17 protein-coding genes are annotated in these 16,747 nt (G+C 60.4%); 6 read left to right on the top strand and 11 right to left on the bottom strand.

Features of this window, described 5'->3' with window-relative positions:
• Window positions 1-71: 71 nt before the first annotated feature.
• The 4 genes from EJA71_RS12105 to EJA71_RS12090 form a co-directional block, all read right to left on the bottom strand.
• Window positions 72-1,289: an SAM-dependent methyltransferase gene (locus EJA71_RS12105; RefSeq protein WP_158957091.1), complete on the bottom strand. Its 1,218-nt coding sequence runs from the start codon at window positions 1,287-1,289 to the stop codon at window positions 72-74.
• Between the two features lie 143 nt (window positions 1,290-1,432).
• Window positions 1,433-2,050 (bottom strand): TPM domain-containing protein, encoded by a 618-nt coding sequence (locus EJA71_RS12100; protein WP_158957089.1) that lies wholly within the window; start codon window positions 2,048-2,050, stop codon window positions 1,433-1,435.
• Window positions 2,051-2,083: 33 nt separating this feature from the next.
• Window positions 2,084-2,842: a YgcG family protein gene (locus tag EJA71_RS27680; RefSeq protein WP_158957087.1), complete on the bottom strand. Its 759-nt coding sequence runs from the start codon at window positions 2,840-2,842 to the stop codon at window positions 2,084-2,086.
• Window positions 2,843-2,959: 117 nt separating this feature from the next.
• Window positions 2,960-3,568, bottom strand: coding sequence for a LemA family protein (locus tag EJA71_RS12090; protein WP_158957085.1), 609 nt, complete (start codon window positions 3,566-3,568; stop codon window positions 2,960-2,962).
• Between the two features lie 260 nt (window positions 3,569-3,828).
• Between EJA71_RS12090 and bglX the strand changes: the two genes are divergently transcribed.
• Window positions 3,829-6,120 carry a beta-glucosidase BglX gene (gene bglX, locus EJA71_RS12085; protein WP_158957083.1) on the top strand — a complete coding sequence of 764 codons (2,292 nt, stop codon included), beginning with the start codon at window positions 3,829-3,831 and terminating at the stop codon, window positions 6,118-6,120.
• A gap of 136 nt (window positions 6,121-6,256) precedes the next feature.
• On the opposite strand, the gene EJA71_RS12080 is transcribed toward bglX, so the two are convergent.
• The 5 genes from EJA71_RS12080 to EJA71_RS12060 all read right to left on the bottom strand — a co-directional run bounded on the left by EJA71_RS12080 (window position 6,257) and on the right by EJA71_RS12060 (window position 10,654).
• Entirely contained in the window at window positions 6,257-7,414 is a 1,158-nt protein-coding gene (locus EJA71_RS12080) for a phosphatidylserine/phosphatidylglycerophosphate/cardiolipin synthase family protein (RefSeq protein WP_158957081.1), read from the bottom strand.
• Between the two features lies 1 nt (window position 7,415).
• The gene (locus EJA71_RS12075; protein WP_158957079.1) at window positions 7,416-8,006 is read right to left on the bottom strand and encodes a YceI family protein; all 591 of its coding nucleotides are present in this window, start codon (window positions 8,004-8,006) and stop codon (window positions 7,416-7,418) included.
• 227 nt (window positions 8,007-8,233) lie between these two features.
• Window positions 8,234-8,530 (bottom strand): amidase, encoded by a 297-nt coding sequence (locus tag EJA71_RS12070; protein ID WP_158957077.1) that lies wholly within the window; start codon window positions 8,528-8,530, stop codon window positions 8,234-8,236.
• Window positions 8,527-9,600, bottom strand: coding sequence for a serine hydrolase (locus EJA71_RS12065; RefSeq protein ID WP_158957075.1), 1,074 nt, complete (start codon window positions 9,598-9,600; stop codon window positions 8,527-8,529). The genes EJA71_RS12070 and EJA71_RS12065 overlap by 4 nt, the downstream gene beginning before the upstream one ends.
• Before the next feature lie 181 nt (window positions 9,601-9,781).
• Window positions 9,782-10,654, bottom strand: coding sequence for an acyl-CoA dehydrogenase family protein (locus EJA71_RS12060; protein WP_158957073.1), 873 nt, complete (start codon window positions 10,652-10,654; stop codon window positions 9,782-9,784).
• A 153-nt stretch (window positions 10,655-10,807) separates the two neighbouring features.
• Here EJA71_RS12060 and olsB point away from each other — a divergent pair, with 153 nt between their 5' ends.
• The gene (gene olsB, locus EJA71_RS12055; RefSeq protein ID WP_126360892.1) at window positions 10,808-11,563 is read left to right on the top strand and encodes an L-ornithine N(alpha)-acyltransferase; all 756 of its coding nucleotides are present in this window, start codon (window positions 10,808-10,810) and stop codon (window positions 11,561-11,563) included.
• Window positions 11,563-12,354, top strand: a complete 792-nt coding sequence (locus EJA71_RS12050) for a 1-acyl-sn-glycerol-3-phosphate acyltransferase (RefSeq protein ID WP_158957071.1) — start codon at window positions 11,563-11,565, stop codon at window positions 12,352-12,354. The genes olsB and EJA71_RS12050 overlap by 1 nt, the downstream gene beginning before the upstream one ends.
• 125 nt (window positions 12,355-12,479) lie before the next feature.
• Here the strand turns inward: EJA71_RS12050 and EJA71_RS12045 are convergent, their stop codons facing one another.
• Window positions 12,480-13,058: an ACP phosphodiesterase gene (locus EJA71_RS12045; protein WP_158957069.1), complete on the bottom strand. Its 579-nt coding sequence runs from the start codon at window positions 13,056-13,058 to the stop codon at window positions 12,480-12,482.
• Between the two features lie 168 nt (window positions 13,059-13,226).
• Here EJA71_RS12045 and EJA71_RS12040 point away from each other — a divergent pair, with 168 nt between their 5' ends.
• From EJA71_RS12040 to EJA71_RS12030, 3 genes are read left to right on the top strand one after another with little or no spacing between them, the layout of a single operon-like run.
• On the top strand, window positions 13,227-13,529 hold the full coding sequence (locus EJA71_RS12040; RefSeq protein WP_016771327.1) for a helix-turn-helix transcriptional regulator: 303 nt from the start codon (window positions 13,227-13,229) through the stop codon (window positions 13,527-13,529).
• Window positions 13,530-13,563: 34 nt separating this feature from the next.
• Window positions 13,564-14,730: an MFS transporter gene (locus EJA71_RS12035; RefSeq protein ID WP_158957067.1), complete on the top strand. Its 1,167-nt coding sequence runs from the start codon at window positions 13,564-13,566 to the stop codon at window positions 14,728-14,730.
• Window positions 14,731-14,758: 28 nt separating this feature from the next.
• Window positions 14,759-15,808: an alkene reductase gene (locus tag EJA71_RS12030; protein ID WP_158957065.1), complete on the top strand. Its 1,050-nt coding sequence runs from the start codon at window positions 14,759-14,761 to the stop codon at window positions 15,806-15,808.
• Between the two features lie 209 nt (window positions 15,809-16,017).
• On the opposite strand, the gene emhR is transcribed toward EJA71_RS12030, so the two are convergent.
• Window positions 16,018-16,650, bottom strand: coding sequence for an efflux system transcriptional repressor EmhR (gene emhR, locus EJA71_RS12025; protein WP_158957063.1), 633 nt, complete (start codon window positions 16,648-16,650; stop codon window positions 16,018-16,020).
• Between the last annotated feature and the right edge of the window lie 97 nt (window positions 16,651-16,747).

The raw sequence follows: 16,747 nt of genomic DNA, 5'->3' as shown, positions 1-16,747 counted from the left end.
GCTGCGATCTTTTGACTTTGTTTTTCAAGATCAAAAGATCGCAGCGTGCCGCAGCTCCTACAGGGATTGGATCAGGCCAGGAAGCCGTCGGCGCGCAATAGCGTTTCCAGGCAGTGCTCGCTGATGTTGTAGAAATCCTTCAACTCCTGAATCTTCACCAACAACTGCGCCGGATCCACCGGCTCGGCGCGTTTAACCGCAAGAATCATCTTGTTCTTGTTGGTGTGATCCAGCGAGATGAACTCGAACACCTTGGTCTCGTAACCGCAGGCTTCCAGGAACAGTGCACGCAAACTGTCGGTGACCATTTCTGCCTGCTGGCCGAGGTGCAAACCGTATTGCAGCATCGGTTTGAGCAGCGCCGGGCTCTGGATCTGCAGGCGGATCTGTTTGTGGCAGCACGGCGAGCACATGATGATCGACGCACCGGAACGAATCCCGGTGTGGATCGCATAGTCGGTGGCGATATCGCAGGCATGCAGAGCGATCATCACGTCCAGCTCGCTCGGCGCCACGCTGCGCACGTCACCGCACTTGAACACCAGCCCCGGATGATCGAGCTTCGCCGCTGCGGCGTTGCACAGGTTGACCATCTCTTCGCGCAACTCGACGCCGGTGACTTCGCCTTCGGCGTTCAAGGTGTTGCGCAGGTAATCGTGAATCGCAAAGGTTAGATAACCCTTCCCCGAGCCGAAATCCGCCACGCGCACCGGTTTGTCCAGCGCCAGCGGTGACGAGGTCAGGGCATGGCTGAACACTTCGATGAATTTGTTGATCTGCTTCCACTTGCGTGACATCGCCGGAATCAGCTCGTGCTGCGCGTTGGTCACGCCGAGGTCCTTGAGGAATGGTCGACTCAGCTCAAGAAAGCGGTTTTTCTCCCGGTTGTGTTCGGCAGAAGGTGCTTCGCGCAATTGCTGAGGTTTGCTCTTGAACAGCGAACTCTTGCCCTTTTTGCTGTATTCCAGCTGAGCTTCGTCGGTTACAGCGAGCAAATGCGCATTTTTGAACGAAGCCGGCAGCAGCGCGGCAATCGTCGCCACGGCTTCGCTCAACGGCAGATTCTTGGTGATATCGCGAGTTTTGTAGCGATAGACGAAGGACAGATTCGGCTGCGCCTTGACCGTCACCGCTTTGATGATGACCCGCTGCAGATCCGCCTCTTCGCCGACGTATTTGGCCAGCACCAGTTTGATAAAGCCGTTCTGCTCAAGGCTGGTTTGCAGCAGCTCGATGAACTGGGCGTGGTGATCGGGCGCGGGCTGGGTGGCAGGAGCAGTAACGGACATGGAAAAGCGGCCTCGGACGGGCGAAATCGGGAGTGGCGGGTATTTTAGGGGGGATGCGGGTTGGGGACACGCTCTTATTTACCGAACGGCAAAAATCAAAAGATCGTCCGAAGGCTCGGGCCGCGTTCGGACGATCTTTTGATCTATCCCAACACCACCAACCGGTTCGGCAATTCATTGCGCACCTGCGTCACTGGCACATGCACTTTCAGCAACTCGCCACACGCCTCGATGCACGAGACAAATCCTTCCAGCGTGCGCCCCTGCCTCACCTGCTCGGTGAACGCCGCGACAATCGCGTCCCAACTCTTGTTATCCAGCCGCTTGGAAATCCCTTCATCCACCAGAATTTCCACGTAGCGCTCAGCCTCGCAGACAAAAATCAGCATCCCCGTACTGCCCACGGTGTGGTGCAGGTTCTGCTCGAGAAACTGGCGCCGCGCCAGGTTCGACGCCCGCCAGTGGCGCACGCGGCGCGGAACCAGATGGGTGGTGATTTTCGGCAGACGAAACAGCAGGCACAGCACGATAAACGCGCCCCACTGCACCAGCAGCAGACTGTGCAGGGTCAGCCAGCCGGTCAGGTAGTGGACGACGCCCGGCACCACCAGCGCCAACAGGCTGGCCCAGAGCAGCGGGATGTACGCGTAGTCGTCGGCGCGGGCGGCCAGCACCGTGACCAGCTCGGCGTCGGTGTCGCGCTCGACCCGGGCAATCGCCTCGGCGACTTTGCGTTGTTCGTGTTCAGTCAGTAATGCCATGTTGAAAAGTGCCTGCTCATTATTCTTTTAAGGTCACCAGCCGCCGGATGAACCACCGCCGCCGAAACTGCCCCCGCCGCCGCTGAAGCCCCCGCCTCCACCACCGCCGCCACCAAACCCGCCGCCACCGCCGAAGCCGCCACCGCCACCGGAGCCGCCACGGCCGGCGGGCAGGATACCGAGCATCTGGCAGACAAACACCGTCAAGATGAACAACATCACCAAAAACACGAACAATCCCGGATGCCGCGAGATGAAATCATCGGACGGATCACCGCTCGATTCATACACCTTCGACGGCTCATCCAGCGGATTGCCGCCCAGCACCACCAGCATCGCGGCAACGCCGTCGCTGATGCCTTTGCTGAAGTTGCCGGTCTTGAACGCGGGCGTGATGACTTGATGGATGATCACCGAACTCTGCGCATCGGTCAGCCGATCTTCCAGGCCATAACCCACTTCGATGCGCAGTTTGCGCTCGTCACGGGCGACGATCAGCAGCGCGCCGTTGTTCTTGTCCTTCTGACCAATGCCCCAGTGGCGCCCGAGTTGCACGCCGTAATCCTCAATGGTGGTGCCCTGCAAATCCGGCACGGTGACCACGACCAATTGCTCGCCGGTCGCCTGCTCGTGGGCCTGCAGCTGCTGGCTCAGTTGCGCGCGCACCGACGGCTCGATCATCTGCGCTTCGTCCACCACTCGCCCGCTCAGCGCCGGGAACGTCAACTCGGCCCGGGCGCTGAAAGCGAATACCCACAACACCAACACCAGGCCCATCTTCAACACACGCATCTATTACCCCCACCGTCCCCTGTAGGAGCTGCCGCAGGCTGCGATCTTTTGATCTCGTTTTTTACAAACCAACGGCAAAAGATCGCAGCCTTCGGCAGCTCCTACACAGGGGTGTTTTCAGAATTTAACCTGGGGCGCCTTATCGGCATCCGGCGTGGTGGCTTCGAAGGTTTCGCGGATCGGCAGGTCGCTGTACATCACGCTGTGCCAGAGACGGCCGGGAAAGGTGCGAATTTCGGTGTTGTACTTCTGCACCGCCAGAATGAAATCCCGGCGCGCCACGGCAATGCGGTTTTCCGTGCCCTCGAGTTGCGATTGCAGGGCGAGGAAGTTCTGGTTGGCCTTCAGATCCGGATAACGCTCGGAGACCACCATCAAGCGGCTCAACGCACCGGTCAGTTGATCCTGCGCCTGCTGGAACTGCTTGAGCTTCTCGGGGTTGTCGAGGGTGCTGGCATCGACCTGGATCGACGTGGCTTTCGCCCGCGCCTCAATCACCGCTGTCAGGGTTTCTTCCTCATGTTTGGCGTAGCCCTTCACCGTCTCCACCAGATTGGGGATCAGGTCGGCGCGGCGCTGATACTGGTTCTGCACTTGGCCCCACGCGGCTTTGGCCTGCTCGTCGAGGGTCGGGATATTGTTGATACCGCACGCCGTCAGCAATGTGGCGAATACCAACAATGTGGCGACCTGCAAACGCGAGCGGTAGGTTGGACTGACATTCATCGGAGTGATGCTCCCTGGCACTTTTCATTTAAAAACCGGCGGCGAAACATTCGGGGCCGGCTCTTCGGGCATAATCGGCCGCGCCACTGGATTGCTGCGGGCTAATGGGCTAAAAAGTGCCCTGCGCGATCACGCTGTCGATGCTCGGCGGTCGTGTTTGGTTCGATCTTTTTGAGCCTGCACCCGAACAACAATAGTCGCTCCCTAAATTTTGGCTGGCCGGCATTGCATTGCCGTTTGTGCCCTTGAGAAAAATATTCATGAAGAAGCTGTGTTTGCTGGGTCTGTTCGTCAGCCTGGCCAGTCATCAAGTATTGGCCGCCACGACCCCGTTACCCCTGGAAAACAAGGACGCGTTCATCACCCATCTGATGAGCCAAATGACCCTTGATGAAAAGATCGGCCAGTTGCGCCTGATCAGCATCGGCCCGGAAATGCCCCGCGAGCTGATCCGCAAAGAGATCGCTGCCGGCAATATCGGCGGCACGTTCAACTCGATCACCCGCCCGGAAAACCGGCCGATGCAGGACGCGGCGATGCGCAGTCGCCTGAAGATTCCGATGTTTTTCGCGTACGACGTGATCCACGGTCACCGTACGATTTTCCCGATCCCGCTGGCGCTGGCGTCGAGCTGGGACATGGACGCCATCGGCCAATCCGGCCGCGTCGCCGCCAAAGAAGCCGCCGCGGACAGCCTCGACATCACCTTCGCGCCGATGGTCGACATCTCCCGCGACCCGCGCTGGGGCCGCAGCTCCGAAGGTTTCGGTGAAGACACCTACCTGACCTCGCGCATCGCCGGCGTCATGGTCCGCGCCTATCAGGGTGCCACTCCCAGTGCGGCCGACAGCATCATGGCCAGCGTCAAGCACTTCGCCCTGTACGGCGCCGTCGAGGGTGGTCGCGACTACAACACCGTCGACATGAGTCCGGTGAAGATGTACCAGGATTACCTGCCGCCGTACCGCGCCGCGATTGATGCCGGCGCTGGCGGTGTGATGGTCGCGTTGAACTCGATCAACGGTATTCCGGCCACGGCCAACACTTGGTTGATGAACGATCTGCTGCGCAAGGACTGGGGCTTCAAGGGCCTGGCGGTCAGCGACCACGGCGCGATCTTCGAACTAATCAAACACGGCGTTGCCCGCGACGGTCGTGAAGCAGCGAAACTGGCGATCAAGGCCGGTATCGACATGAGCATGAACGACACTCTGTACGGCAAAGAGCTGCCGGGGCTGCTCAAGGCCGGCGAGATCGAACAGAAAGACATCGACAATGCGGTGCGCGAAGTGCTCGCGGCCAAGTACGACATGGGTCTGTTCAAGGACCCGTACCTGCGCATCGGCAAGGCTGAAGATGATCCGGCTGACACCTACGCCGAGAGCCGTCTGCACCGCGCCGAGGCCCGTGAAGTTGCGCGCCGCAGCCTGGTGTTGCTGAAGAACCAGAACGAAACCCTGCCGCTGAAGAAAGACGCGAAAGTCATGCTGGTCGGCCCATTGGCCAAAGCACCGATCGACATGATGGGCAGTTGGGCAGCAGCCGGTAAACCGGCGCAATCGGTGACCCTGTTCGATGGCATGAGCTCGGTGATCGGCGACAAGGCGAACCTGATCTACGCCCGCGGCGCCAACATCACCAGCGACAAGAGAAGCCTCGACTACCTGAACTTCCTCAACTTCGATGCGCCGGAAGTGGTCGATGACCCGCGCCCGGCCAACGTATTGATCGACGAAGCAGTGAAAGCCGCCAAGGACGCTGACGTGATCGTCGCCGCCGTGGGCGAATCCCGTGGCATGTCCCACGAATCGTCCAGCCGCACCGACTTGAACATCCCGGAAACCCAGCGCGAGCTGATCCGCGCGTTGAAAGCCACCGGCAAACCGCTGGTCTTGGTGCTGATGAACGGCCGCCCACTGACCATTCTCGAAGAGAACCAGTCAGCTGACGCGATTCTGGAAACCTGGTTCAGCGGCACCGAGGGCGGCAACGCCATCGCTGACGTGCTGTTCGGCGACTACAACCCGTCGGGCAAACTGCCGGTGACCTTCCCGCGTTCCGTGGGCCAGATCCCGACCTACTACAACCACCTGAGCATTGGTCGGCCGTTCACGCCGGGCAAACCGGGCAACTACACCTCGCAGTATTTCGATGACACCACAGGTCCCCTGTTCCCGTTCGGTTATGGCCTGAGCTACACCCAGTTCACCCTGAGCGACATGGCGCTGTCGTCGACCACCCTGAACGCCACCGGCAAGCTCGACGCCAGCGTCATGCTGAAAAACACCGGCAAGCGTGACGGCGAAACCGTGGTGCAGCTGTACATCCAGGACGTCACCGGCTCGATGATCCGTCCGGTCAAAGAACTGAAGAACTTCCAGAAAATCATGCTCAAGGCCGGCGAACAGAAAGTCGTGCACTTCACCATCACCGAGGATGACCTGAAGTTCTACAACGCCCAGCTCAAATACGCGGCCGAGCCTGGCAAGTTCAACGTGCAGATCGGCCTGGATTCGCAGGACGTGACGCAGCAGAGCTTTGAGTTGTTGTAACGAACGCCGCAGTCCCCTCCCTGATCGTTCCCACGCTCCGCGTGGGAATGCCTGAAGGGACGCTCCGCGTCCAGTGACGCGGAGCGTCACGGGCTGCATTCCCACGCAGAGCGTGGGAACGATCAACGGTGAGCGACTAGCCGCGACGATCGAGAATATTGACCACCACCCGATCCACCCAGCCCCAAATCCTCTGCTTCACCCGCCGCCACAACGGCCGGCGCTGCCACTCTTCCAGACTCACCAACTGACTCAGTCCGAAGTCCTTCACAAAACTCGCCTCGACCGCTGCCGTCAACGACGGATCCAGTGCCTCCAGATTCGCCTCCAGATTAAAGCGCAGGTTCCAGTGATCGAAGTTGCACGAACCGATGCTCACCCAATCGTCCACCAAGACCATTTTCAAATGCAGAAAGCACGGCTGGTATTCGAAGATCTGCACCCCGGCCTTGAGCAGTCGCGGGTAGTAGCGATGCCCGGCGTAGCGCACTGACGGGTGATCGGTGCGCGGCCCGGTCAGCAGCAAACGCACATCAACACCGCGCGCGGCAGCCTTGCGCAGGGAGCGGCGGATTTTCCAGGTCGGCAGGAAGTACGGCGTGGCCATCCAGATACGTTTTTGCCCGCTGTTCAACGCACGGAACAACGACTGCAAAATGTCGCGGTGCTGGCGGGCATCGGCATACGCCACGCGGCCCATGCCCTCGCCCTTGTCCGGCACGCGCGGCAAACGCGGCAGACCGAAGTGCGCAGCCGGGCGCCAGGCGCGGCGATAGCGGTTGGCGATCCACTGTCGATCAAACAGCAATTGCCAGTCGATCACCAACGGTCCACGGATCTCGACCATCACCTCATGCCACTCGCTGGTATCGTCGCCCGGCGTCCAGAACTCATCGGTGACACCGGTGCCGCCGACCACCGCCAGACATTGATCGACCAACAGCAACTTGCGGTGATCACGATAGAAATTACCGACCCAGCGCCGCCAGTTCAGGCGATTGTAGAAACGCAGTTCAACCCCGGCGTGCGTCAGGCGCTGTCGCAGATTGAGGGTAAACGCCAGACTGCCGTAATCATCGAACAAGCAGCGCACGCGCACGCCGCGCTCGGCCGCCAGCACCAGCGCCTGGACGATGGTTTCGGCACAGGCGCCGGCCTCGACCAGATACAGCTCGAGTTCGATCTGCTCCTGAGCGCCGGCAATTTGCTCAAGCATGCGCGGGAAGAATTGCGGGCCGTCGATCAACAACTCGAAACGGTTGCCGTCGCGCCACGGGAACACCGCGCCGCGCATGTCAGCGCGCCGTGAAGATCAGCACCGCACCCACCGGCACCGACAGACTGATGGCCGACAGATCGGCGAGTTTGCGCAGACTTTCCAGCCCCGGCACGAGATCGAAATCCTCGGCGTTGATCACCAGCGGTTCCAGGGTCACCACTTGAAAGCGCCGGTCATCGAGACGCGTCGCCAGCAACTCGGCCGGGTATTCATGCTGCTTGCCGTGCAGGTTGACGGTCAGCGGCAGGCGCAGTTCCAGTTGCGCGCCGGGGGCCAGATCGTTGATCGGACGCAGGTCGATCTGGGTGGTGATGGTTGCTTCGGGGAATTGCTCGATCTGGAACAGCTCCTTGCGCATGCGCTCATCGCGCAGCGGGATGCCGCTGTTGATCGAGTCCAGCTCGACTTCGACTTCGGCGCGACCGTTAGGATCGACCTTGCCGTGCAACACCAGAAAGCGCTGCACTTCGGAAATATGGGCGTTTTTCGTACTGACGAACGACAGCCGCGACGACTCGCCGTCCAGATACCAATTGGCTTGCGCCGGCAGCGTGACGGCGGCCAATAGCAGACTGGCGAAGGCTTTATAGAGGGAGCGGTTGAACATTGAACACTCGTGGGGTCGATAAACCTGCACGAACCTTAACCGCCCACGCCGTTATTGCAAACTCGGTCACCGCAAATCTATCGATGGGTAAAGATCCTTGTGGGAGCTGGCTTGCCAGCGATGGCGATGTATCAGTCACACAAATATTGCCTGTGTCGGCGCAATCGCTGGCACGCCAGCTCCCACAGGGGCCTCTATTCATAGGGGGATTGCGGGATTGCGGGTTTTCAGGGGTTCAGGTGACAACCCTGCCGTTCGCTCTGCCATTGCGCGCTGTTGCTGCGGCCCATGCCACTGACGGTGATGGTTTTGCTGGCGCTGTCTTCGGTGAATTGGCTGGTCGGCAACCACTGCTTCACATAGCCACGGCAATACTTGGCGTCGTTGTTCATCACGTAACGGCACGAACAATATTCCTTGGCGGTGTAGGCGCTGATGATGTCCGGGAAGGCCCACAGATTCTCGCGCTCGTAAACGACCCAACCGAGCAGCAGGACCAGCAGCAACAGCAAAAAACGCTTCATGGCCGCACCGCCTTCAACACGCGCTTGAGCAATTCGTTGTGGCGATAACTGCCGTCGCGATCATCGGCATAGCGCACGATCAACAGTTTTTCGCTGGGAATCACGTACAACGCCTGGCCCCAGTGACCAAGGGCGGCGAAGGTGTCCGGCGGTGCATCAGGCCACGCAGAGGCAGCGCCATCCGCCGGACGATTGAGCCACCACTGACCGCCGGGCACGGCCTCATCCTGATGCGCCTTGTAACCGGCGAACGGTTTCAGGTTGAACGCGAGCCAATCCTTGGGCAGCAATGGCCGATCATTCCAGCGCCCGTCGCGGGCCATCAACAGACCGACGCGCGCCAAATCCCGGGCGGTCAGGTAAGCGTAAGACGAGGCGACGAACGTGCCGCTGGCATCGGTTTCCCACACGGCGTGATGGATGCCCAACGGCTCGAACAACGCCGTCCACGGATAATCAGGATAACGTTGCGAACCGACGATGCTTTTCAACGCCGCCGCGAGCAGGTTGCTGTCACCGCTGGAATAGCGGAAGGCCTGCCCCGGTTCGGCATAGGTGTCGTGGTCAGCGGTGAACGCGGCCATGTCGCGGTGACCACGGGTGTAAAGCATTGCCACCACTGAGGATTTCAGCGGGGCGTATTCGTAGTCTTCCTGCCAGTCGATACCAGAGGCCCAGTGCAGCAGGTCGGCAATTTTAATGGCGGGGTGTTGGGTCAGTGGCGGGTAGAACTTCGCGGCGGGATCGTCGAGTTTGAACAGGCCTTCGCCGTAGGCCACGCCGAGCACCGTGGCCATCAGGCTTTTGCTGATCGACCAGGTCAGATGCGGAGTGTGTTCCGTGGTCGGGCCGGCGTAGCGTTCGTAGAGGATCTGACCGTCGCGGATGATCAGCAGCGCATCGGTGCGGATGCCTTGGCGGGTCGCATCGTCGCGGGGTGGGAAGGCGTACGTCTCCAGTGCTTCGACGTTGGTAATTGCCGGGCCGGTTGGCCATTCTTCGCCCGGCCATTGTTCGGCGTGGACGGTGAAGCTGATCAGCAGCAGGAACAGCGGCAAGCCTTTGAACATGGTGAGGGCTCGTGGAGAGAACCTGCTGAGATTAGTCGGGACTCATGACAAATTTGAGATTTTGCTTTTCCATGAAGTCGCCATCGCTGGCAAGCCAGCTCCCACAGGTTTCACAGGTGTTCACAACACTTGTATCCACCAAAGAACCTTGTGGGAGCTGGCTTGCCAGCGATGAGGCCCTTCAGCCCGCCGCCAAAGCCTTGGCCAACCGCTTGGCCCGAGCCCCCGCCGCCAATTGCATCACCCCCTGATCGCGCTGCCACATCTGCGCCCACTCCGAATCAGCCAGCGCCAGATCAACCTCAACCTTGAGCGCATCAAACTGCGCAAACAACCCCGCCAACAACACATGCCCCGCCGGATTATTCGGCGCCTGCCGGCTCGCCTCCGCACACCCGGCCAACAGCGCCAGCAAACGCAATTGCAGTGCCTGCGGCCAGTCGCTGTCCTGACCGACGCCGTACACCCACGCGGTCATCGCGCTCAGCACATAGACGTCTTCCAGCGTGCGAAACGGTTTGACGTAAGCATCCCAACCATCGCCCGCCAACAATTCGCACAACGCGCCATCCAGTTGCAGCCGACCATGGCTGATGTCCGGCATCAACGGCAACGCTGGCAGTTTTTCCACGGTCACGCCGGGTTCGCCGGGGTACACCACCGCCAGACTCAGGCGTGGGGTTTCGCCAGGTTCTTCACTGCGCGCGGCGATCAACAGCCAGTCCGCCGCATCGCCGGCGGTGACGAAATCCTTGCGTCCGCTCAGGCGCAAATCGCTCAGCCGCGTCTGCATGTCCGCTGGCCGCAAACTGCGCTGTTCGGTCGCACACAAAGCGCCGAGGCTCAGCGGCGCACTCGGCCACAACATGCGCAAAGCCGCCTGATAACCGACCAGAAACGCCAGCCCCGGCGTCGCCATCCGCCGTCCGCCCGCGACCGCCAATTCGAACGGTGTGACGGTGCCCAACTGCTGCAACAACGTCGCAAAACCCTCGGCCAGGTCAGCAACGGCGGGCAATCGTTCACGGCTGTGCAGCAGATCTGGCCAGGGCATAAGAGGCTCCTTGTGGGCTGTCATATAAGCATCACCGAACGTTCATGGCGATGACACCGGGGCTACATAGCCTGACTTTGCACAACACGGCTGCATAAAGAAAGTCGATCGGCTGCAACCCACGACGGGTTAAAGGCCCGTACGGAGATTCACATGACTCAGATCGCCCGCATCAGCGACACCGGCAATGAACGCCGCCTGCAAGCCGAACGCCTGATCGGCACCGAGGCCTTGCAGCAAGCCCAGGCCTTGCGTTTCAACGTCTTCAGCGGCGAGTTCAACGCCAAGCTGAAAGGCGCAGAACTGGGTCTGGACATGGATGACTATGATGTTCACTGCAGCCACATTGGCGTACGTGACTTGAACACCGGGCGTCTGGTGGCGACCACGCGTTTGCTCGATCACACCGCCGCCAGCAGCCTCGGCAAGTTCTACAGCGAAGAAGAATTCAGCCTGCACGGCCTCGCGCATCTGCAAGGCCCGATTCTGGAAATCGGCCGCACCTGCGTCGACCCGGCGTACCGTAATGGCGGCACCATCGCGGTGTTGTGGGGCGAGTTGGCTGAAGTGTTGAATCAGGGCGGCTACAGCTACTTGATGGGTTGCGCGAGCATCCCGATGCAGGACGGCGGCATTCAGGCGCACGCGATCATGCAGCGTCTGCGCGAACGCTATCTGTGCACCGAACACTTGCGCGCCGAGCCGAAAAATCCGCTGCCGACGCTGGATATCCCATCGAACGTAATCGCCGAAATGCCGCCGCTGCTCAAGGCCTATATGCGTCTGGGCGCGAAGATCTGCGGCGAGCCGTGCTGGGACGAAGATTTCCAGGTCGCCGACGTGTTCATCCTGCTCAAGCGCGACGAACTCTGCCCGCGCTACGCCAAGCACTTCAAGGCGGCTGTGTGATGAGCCGGCTGCGGGTGTACGCGCGGATCGCGCGGGTGCTGCTGGTGGTCTCGCTGGGGTTGACCATGGCCAGCGTCTTCGGGGTGTTTGAACGCATTGGTCTGGCGCATTCGATGGAGCGGCGCCAGCGTTGGTCGCGCTTCTTCATGGCGCGTCTGAGCAATGCCCTGCCCTTTCGCGTGAGCGTGCACGGTGAGCTGCCGAAACAGCCGATGCTGTGGGTCAGCAATCATGTGTCGTGGACCGACATTCCGCTGCTCGGCATGCTGACGCCACTGTCGTTTTTGTCCAAAGCCGAAGTGCGCACCTGGCCGGTGGCCGGTTGGCTGGCGGCCAAGGCTGGCAGCCTGTTCATCCGCCGCGGTTCGGGCGACAGCCAGTTGATCCGCAAGCAGATGACCCGTCACTTGCAAACCGACCACGCCTTGCTGATGTTCCCCGAAGGCACCACCACCGATGGCCGTTCGCTGCGCACGTTTCATGGTCGCTTGCTGGCGGCGGCGATTGATTCCGAGGTGATGCTGCAACCGGTGGCGATCCGTTATCTGCGTGACGGCGAAATCGATGGGCTGGCGCCGTTCATTGGCGACGACGATTTGCTCTCGCACTTGATGCGTTTGTTCAGCAATGACTGCGGCGATGTCGAAGTGCACCTGCTCAAGCCGATTGCCTGTCAGGGTCGTGAGCGTGCGGCGCTGGCGTTCGAGGCGCAGCAGGCGGTGCAGAAGGCGCTGTTTGGATCGATCCCGGAAACCCGACAATCGCCAATGCGCCCGGCAATCGCTGCCTGAAATACAAACTCTGAAATCACCCTAAGACCCTGTGGGAGCTGGCTTGCCAGCGATAGCGGTAGACCAGCCGACATCTTGGCTGGATGTGCTGACGCCATCGCTGGCAAGCCAGCTCCCACAGGGATTCACGGTGATGGTGGGGACTGGGCGAAGTCCTGGAGCTGCGGGTAAAACAAGGCGAAGTCTTCACTCAACGGCTCATACAACCGCCGCAATTCCTGCATCGCCCCCGCCAGTTCTTCGGGCCGGCTCAAGCGCCGCGAGATCCCGCGCAACACCTGCTCCAGCACTTCAAATTCCTGATACGAACCCAACCAGTCATTGGCAACCATGTGCGGCGCGATCTTCGCCAGCCGCTCGGGCAACTGCTGTTCATGGGTCAGCACCCGATACACATCAGCGGTAAACACCTCCAACGGCTGATCGGCATACAACCGCCAGTCCCGCGCCAGACAGTGATCGAAAAACACATCGAGGACGATCCCGGCATAACGCCGCCGCGTCTGGGTAAACCGCCCCAGCGCGATGTCTACCAGCGGATGGCGATCGGTGAACACATCAATCCGTCGATGCAGTTGAATCGCCGCTTCCACCTCCGGCGCAAACTGCCCTTGCAGCCGACCTTTAACGAAGTCGCCATACAGACTGCCGAGTAATTGTCCGGGGCGTTGGCCACCGAGGTGTAAATGCGCGAGATAGTTCATGGGCGCAGCTTAGCACCGCGCTCTGCAATCAACACCCCACGTATCGTTATAACCCGATATACCGATTTAAGCGGTCATCAGAGCAAAATCATATTGGTATATCGCGAAGTACCGATTTAAAGTTCGCTCCATCGCGATATAGCGTTTTACACAACCGAGCCCCCCGCCATGAACCTTGACCTCGACGAAATAATAAAAGCCCTGGCGCACCCAGTACGGCGAGACATCCTCAACTGGCTGAAAGACCCGAAAGGCGAATTTCCGGAACAGTTGCACAACCACGAGTACGGCATCTGTGCCGGGCAGATCGATCAGCGTTGTGGCCTGTCGCAGTCGACCGTTTCTGCACACCTCGCAACGTTGCAACGCGCCGGACTGATCAGCAGCCAGAAGGCCGGGCAGTGGCACTTTTTCAAACGCAACGAGGACGTGATCCAGGCGTTCCTCAGCACCCTCAGTAAAGAGCTCTGACCCTTAACGTCAGTTAGCCGACAAGGAAACCCGCATGCCCCTTTCGCTACTCATCCTCGCCTTGAGCGCCTTCGCCATCGGCACCACGGAATTCGTCATCATGGGTCTGCTGCCCAACGTGGCGGCCGACCTCGGTGTGTCGATTCCCGGTGCCGGCTGGCTGGTAACCGGCTACGCCCTCGGCGTGGCCATCGGTGCGCCGTTCATGGCAATGGCCACCGCCAAGTTGCCGCGTAAAGCAGCACTGGTCGCGTTGATGGGCATTTTTATCGTCGGCAACCTGCTGTGTGCCATCGCCAGTGATTACAACGTGCTGATGTTTGCCCGCGTGATCACCGCGCTGTGTCACGGTGCCTTCTTCGGTATCGGTTCGGTCGTTGCCGCCAATCTGGTGCCGGCCAACAAACGTGCTTCGGCGGTGGCCTTGATGTTCACCGGTCTGACCCTGGCCAACGTCCTCGGCGTGCCGCTGGGCACCGCACTGGGTCAGCAATACGGCTGGCGCTCGACCTTCTGGGCCGTGACCGTCATCGGTGTGATCGCGCTGATCGGCCTGATCCGTTTCCTGCCGGCCAAGCGTGACGAAGAAAAACTCGACATGCGCGCCGAACTCGCCGCCCTCAAAGGTGCCGGGATCTGGCTGTCGCTGAGCATGACCGCGCTGTTCGCTGCTTCCGTCTTCACCCTGTTCACCTACGTCGCGCCGCTGCTCGGCGAAGTCACCGGCGTGTCGCCGCGTGGCGTGACCTGGACGCTGATGCTGATCGGCCTGGGCCTGACCGTCGGCAACATCATCGGCGGCAAACTGGCTGACAAAGGCATGGCTGCCACGCTGATCGGCGTGTTCATCGCCATGGCCGTGATCTCCACCGTGCTGACCTGGACCAGCGTCGCGCTGATCCCGACTGAAATCACTCTGTTCCTCTGGGCCACCGCGTGTTTCGCCGCTGTACCGGCGCTGCAAGTCAACGTGGTGACCTTCGGCAAGGCTGCACCCAACCTGGTCTCGACCCTGAACATTGGCGCGTTCAACGTCGGCAACGCCCTTGGCGCCTGGGTTGGCGGCAGCGTCATCGCCCACGGTTTCGGCCTGACCAGCGTACCGCTCGCAGCCGCCGCGCTGGCCGTGCTCGCGCTGCTGGTGACCCTGATTACTTTCCGTCAGAACGGCAATGCCGATCTGGCCCCGGCAACCAACTGATCAACTTTCACTTACGAGGTTTGCAGACATGGCAACTATTTTCGATCCAATCAAACTCGGCGACGTCGAACTGGCCAACCGCATCATCATGGCCCCACTGACCCGCTGCCGCGCCGACGAAGGCCGCGTGCCAAACGCGCTGATGGCTGAATATTACGTACAGCGCGCTTCCGCCGGCCTGATCCTCAGCGAAGCCACTTCGGTGACGCCAATGGGCGTGGGTTACCCGGACACCCCGGGCATCTGGTCCAACGATCAGGTGCGCGGCTGGGCCAATGTCACCAAAGCCATTCACGGCGCGGGCGGCAAGATCTTCCTGCAACTGTGGCACGTCGGCCGGGTTTCTCACCCGTCGTACCTCAACGGTGAAGCGCCGGTTGCACCGAGCGCCATTCAACCAAAAGGCCACGTCAGCCTGGTTCGCCCGATGGCCGACTACCCGACTCCGCGGGCACTGGAAACCGCTGAAATCGCCGACATTGTCGACGCCTACCGCACCGGTGCCGAGAACGCCAAGGCTGCCGGTTTCGACGGCGTGGAAATCCACGGCGCCAACGGTTACCTGCTCGACCAGTTCCTGCAAAGCAGCACCAACCAGCGTACCGACAACTACGGCGGCTCCCTGGAAAACCGTGCGCGTCTGCTGCTGGAAGTGACTGACGCCGCTATCGAAGTCTGGGGCGCTGGCCGTGTTGGTGTGCACTTGGCACCGCGCGCTGACTCCCACGACATGGGTGACGACAACCTGGCAGAAACCTTCACCTACGTCGCGCGTGAACTGGGCAAACGCGGCATCGCGTTCATCTGTTCCCGTGAGAAAGAAGGCGCCGACAGCCTCGGCCCGCAACTCAAAGAAGCGTTCGGCGGCCCGTACATCGCCAACGAAAAATTCACCAAAGACAGCGCCAACCAATGGCTGGCCAGCGGTAAGGCTGATGCCGTGGCGTTCGGTGTGCCGTTCATTGCCAACCCGGATCTGCCGGCGCGTTTGCAGGCTGATGCACCATTGAATGATGCACGTCCAGAGCTGTTCTACGCGAAAGGCCCGGTCGGCTATATCGACTACCCGACGCTGTAACGCTTACTGCAGAAACACGAAAGCCCCCGACTCGTGAGAGTCGGGGGCTTTTTGTTGGGCGGCGCTCAGGGCCAGCGGCCAACACTTGTTCACACTGACGACACAATTTCCCTACAAAATGCGTAGCTCGCTACGTATAAACTCCGCCCCCGCCAACGTATATAAAAGCAGGCCAATTGACATAAGCTGTGTCAATTACGCATTTTGTTTCATTTGCGCAGGCTAGGGCTCAGGCGCAGCATATCCAACCCTGTATCGACCCAACGCTCAGCCTCGGCATGCAGCTCAAAGCTGTCCGGCGCCAGAAGCCATCCATACAGAAGGCCATCGATGTAAGCGTGAATGCTGATGGCCGCACGGGCAGTGTCGAGATCTTCCGGCAACTGGCCGCGATTTACCGCATTACGCAGGGTCAGCCCGATGCGCTCATTGCAATCGAGACTGGCCACCCGGCGCTGCTGGCGCAAATCGCACATTTCATCGGTGAACTCGCACTTATGAAACAGAATTTCGTTGATGCGCCGGGTTTTCGGGTCCAGCGCAACTTGATGAAACAAATGAATCAGCAATTGGCGCATGCAGCCCAGCGGATCGAGTTCGTCCTCGCTTTCGCTGGCCTTGGCCAATTCATCCAGGGTCTCATGCAGCGTATCGAGCATGGCCTGCAACAGGTCAGCCTTGTTGCTGAAGTGCCAATAGATGGCACCGCGCGTTACGCCGGCCAGGGTCGCTATGTCCGCCAGGGTCGTCCGGGCGACGCCCCTTTCATAAAAGGCTTTCTCCGCCGCTTCCAGAATCTGGCTGCGGGTTTCTTGAGCTTCCTCTTTGGTACGACGGACCATGGCAGTAAAACCTCAAACAGGATGTTTCAGGGATGGCTGAATATCCGCTGAATAAAGTGGGGGCGATCTCTCGTGAATCGGCTCCCCGGCCTACAAT

Source organism: Pseudomonas sp. PB106 (assembly GCF_009764645.1).
Classification (GTDB): Bacteria; Pseudomonadota; Gammaproteobacteria; order Pseudomonadales; family Pseudomonadaceae; genus Aquipseudomonas.
This window is presented reverse-complemented; position numbering and strand designations above follow the sequence as displayed.

What these genes read in the sequence shown, in the direction of transcription:
- EJA71_RS27680 (WP_158957087.1), bottom strand. Translation starts at nt 2,842, where the DNA reads ATGCGTGTGTTGAAGATGGGCCTGGTGTTGGTGTTGTGGGTATTCGCT.
- EJA71_RS12040 (WP_016771327.1), top strand. Translation starts at nt 13,227, where the DNA reads ATGAACCTTGACCTCGACGAAATAATAAAAGCCCTGGCGCACCCAGTA.
- EJA71_RS12105 (WP_158957091.1), bottom strand. Translation starts at nt 1,289, where the DNA reads ATGTCCGTTACTGCTCCTGCCACCCAGCCCGCGCCCGATCACCACGCC.
- EJA71_RS12075 (WP_158957079.1), bottom strand. Translation starts at nt 8,006, where the DNA reads ATGTTCAACCGCTCCCTCTATAAAGCCTTCGCCAGTCTGCTATTGGCC.
- EJA71_RS12070 (WP_158957077.1), bottom strand. Translation starts at nt 8,530, where the DNA reads ATGAAGCGTTTTTTGCTGTTGCTGCTGGTCCTGCTGCTCGGTTGGGTC.
- olsB (WP_126360892.1), top strand. Translation starts at nt 10,808, where the DNA reads ATGACTCAGATCGCCCGCATCAGCGACACCGGCAATGAACGCCGCCTG.
- EJA71_RS12045 (WP_158957069.1), bottom strand. Translation starts at nt 13,058, where the DNA reads ATGAACTATCTCGCGCATTTACACCTCGGTGGCCAACGCCCCGGACAA.
- emhR (WP_158957063.1), bottom strand. Translation starts at nt 16,650, where the DNA reads ATGGTCCGTCGTACCAAAGAGGAAGCTCAAGAAACCCGCAGCCAGATT.
- bglX (WP_158957083.1), top strand. Translation starts at nt 3,829, where the DNA reads ATGAAGAAGCTGTGTTTGCTGGGTCTGTTCGTCAGCCTGGCCAGTCAT.
- EJA71_RS12030 (WP_158957065.1), top strand. Translation starts at nt 14,759, where the DNA reads ATGGCAACTATTTTCGATCCAATCAAACTCGGCGACGTCGAACTGGCC.
- EJA71_RS12100 (WP_158957089.1), bottom strand. Translation starts at nt 2,050, where the DNA reads ATGGCATTACTGACTGAACACGAACAACGCAAAGTCGCCGAGGCGATT.
- EJA71_RS12065 (WP_158957075.1), bottom strand. Translation starts at nt 9,600, where the DNA reads ATGTTCAAAGGCTTGCCGCTGTTCCTGCTGCTGATCAGCTTCACCGTC.
- EJA71_RS12050 (WP_158957071.1), top strand. Translation starts at nt 11,563, where the DNA reads ATGAGCCGGCTGCGGGTGTACGCGCGGATCGCGCGGGTGCTGCTGGTG.
- EJA71_RS12090 (WP_158957085.1), bottom strand. Translation starts at nt 3,568, where the DNA reads ATGAATGTCAGTCCAACCTACCGCTCGCGTTTGCAGGTCGCCACATTG.
- EJA71_RS12035 (WP_158957067.1), top strand. Translation starts at nt 13,564, where the DNA reads ATGCCCCTTTCGCTACTCATCCTCGCCTTGAGCGCCTTCGCCATCGGC.
- EJA71_RS12060 (WP_158957073.1), bottom strand. Translation starts at nt 10,654, where the DNA reads ATGCCCTGGCCAGATCTGCTGCACAGCCGTGAACGATTGCCCGCCGTT.
- EJA71_RS12080 (WP_158957081.1), bottom strand. Translation starts at nt 7,414, where the DNA reads ATGCGCGGCGCGGTGTTCCCGTGGCGCGACGGCAACCGTTTCGAGTTG.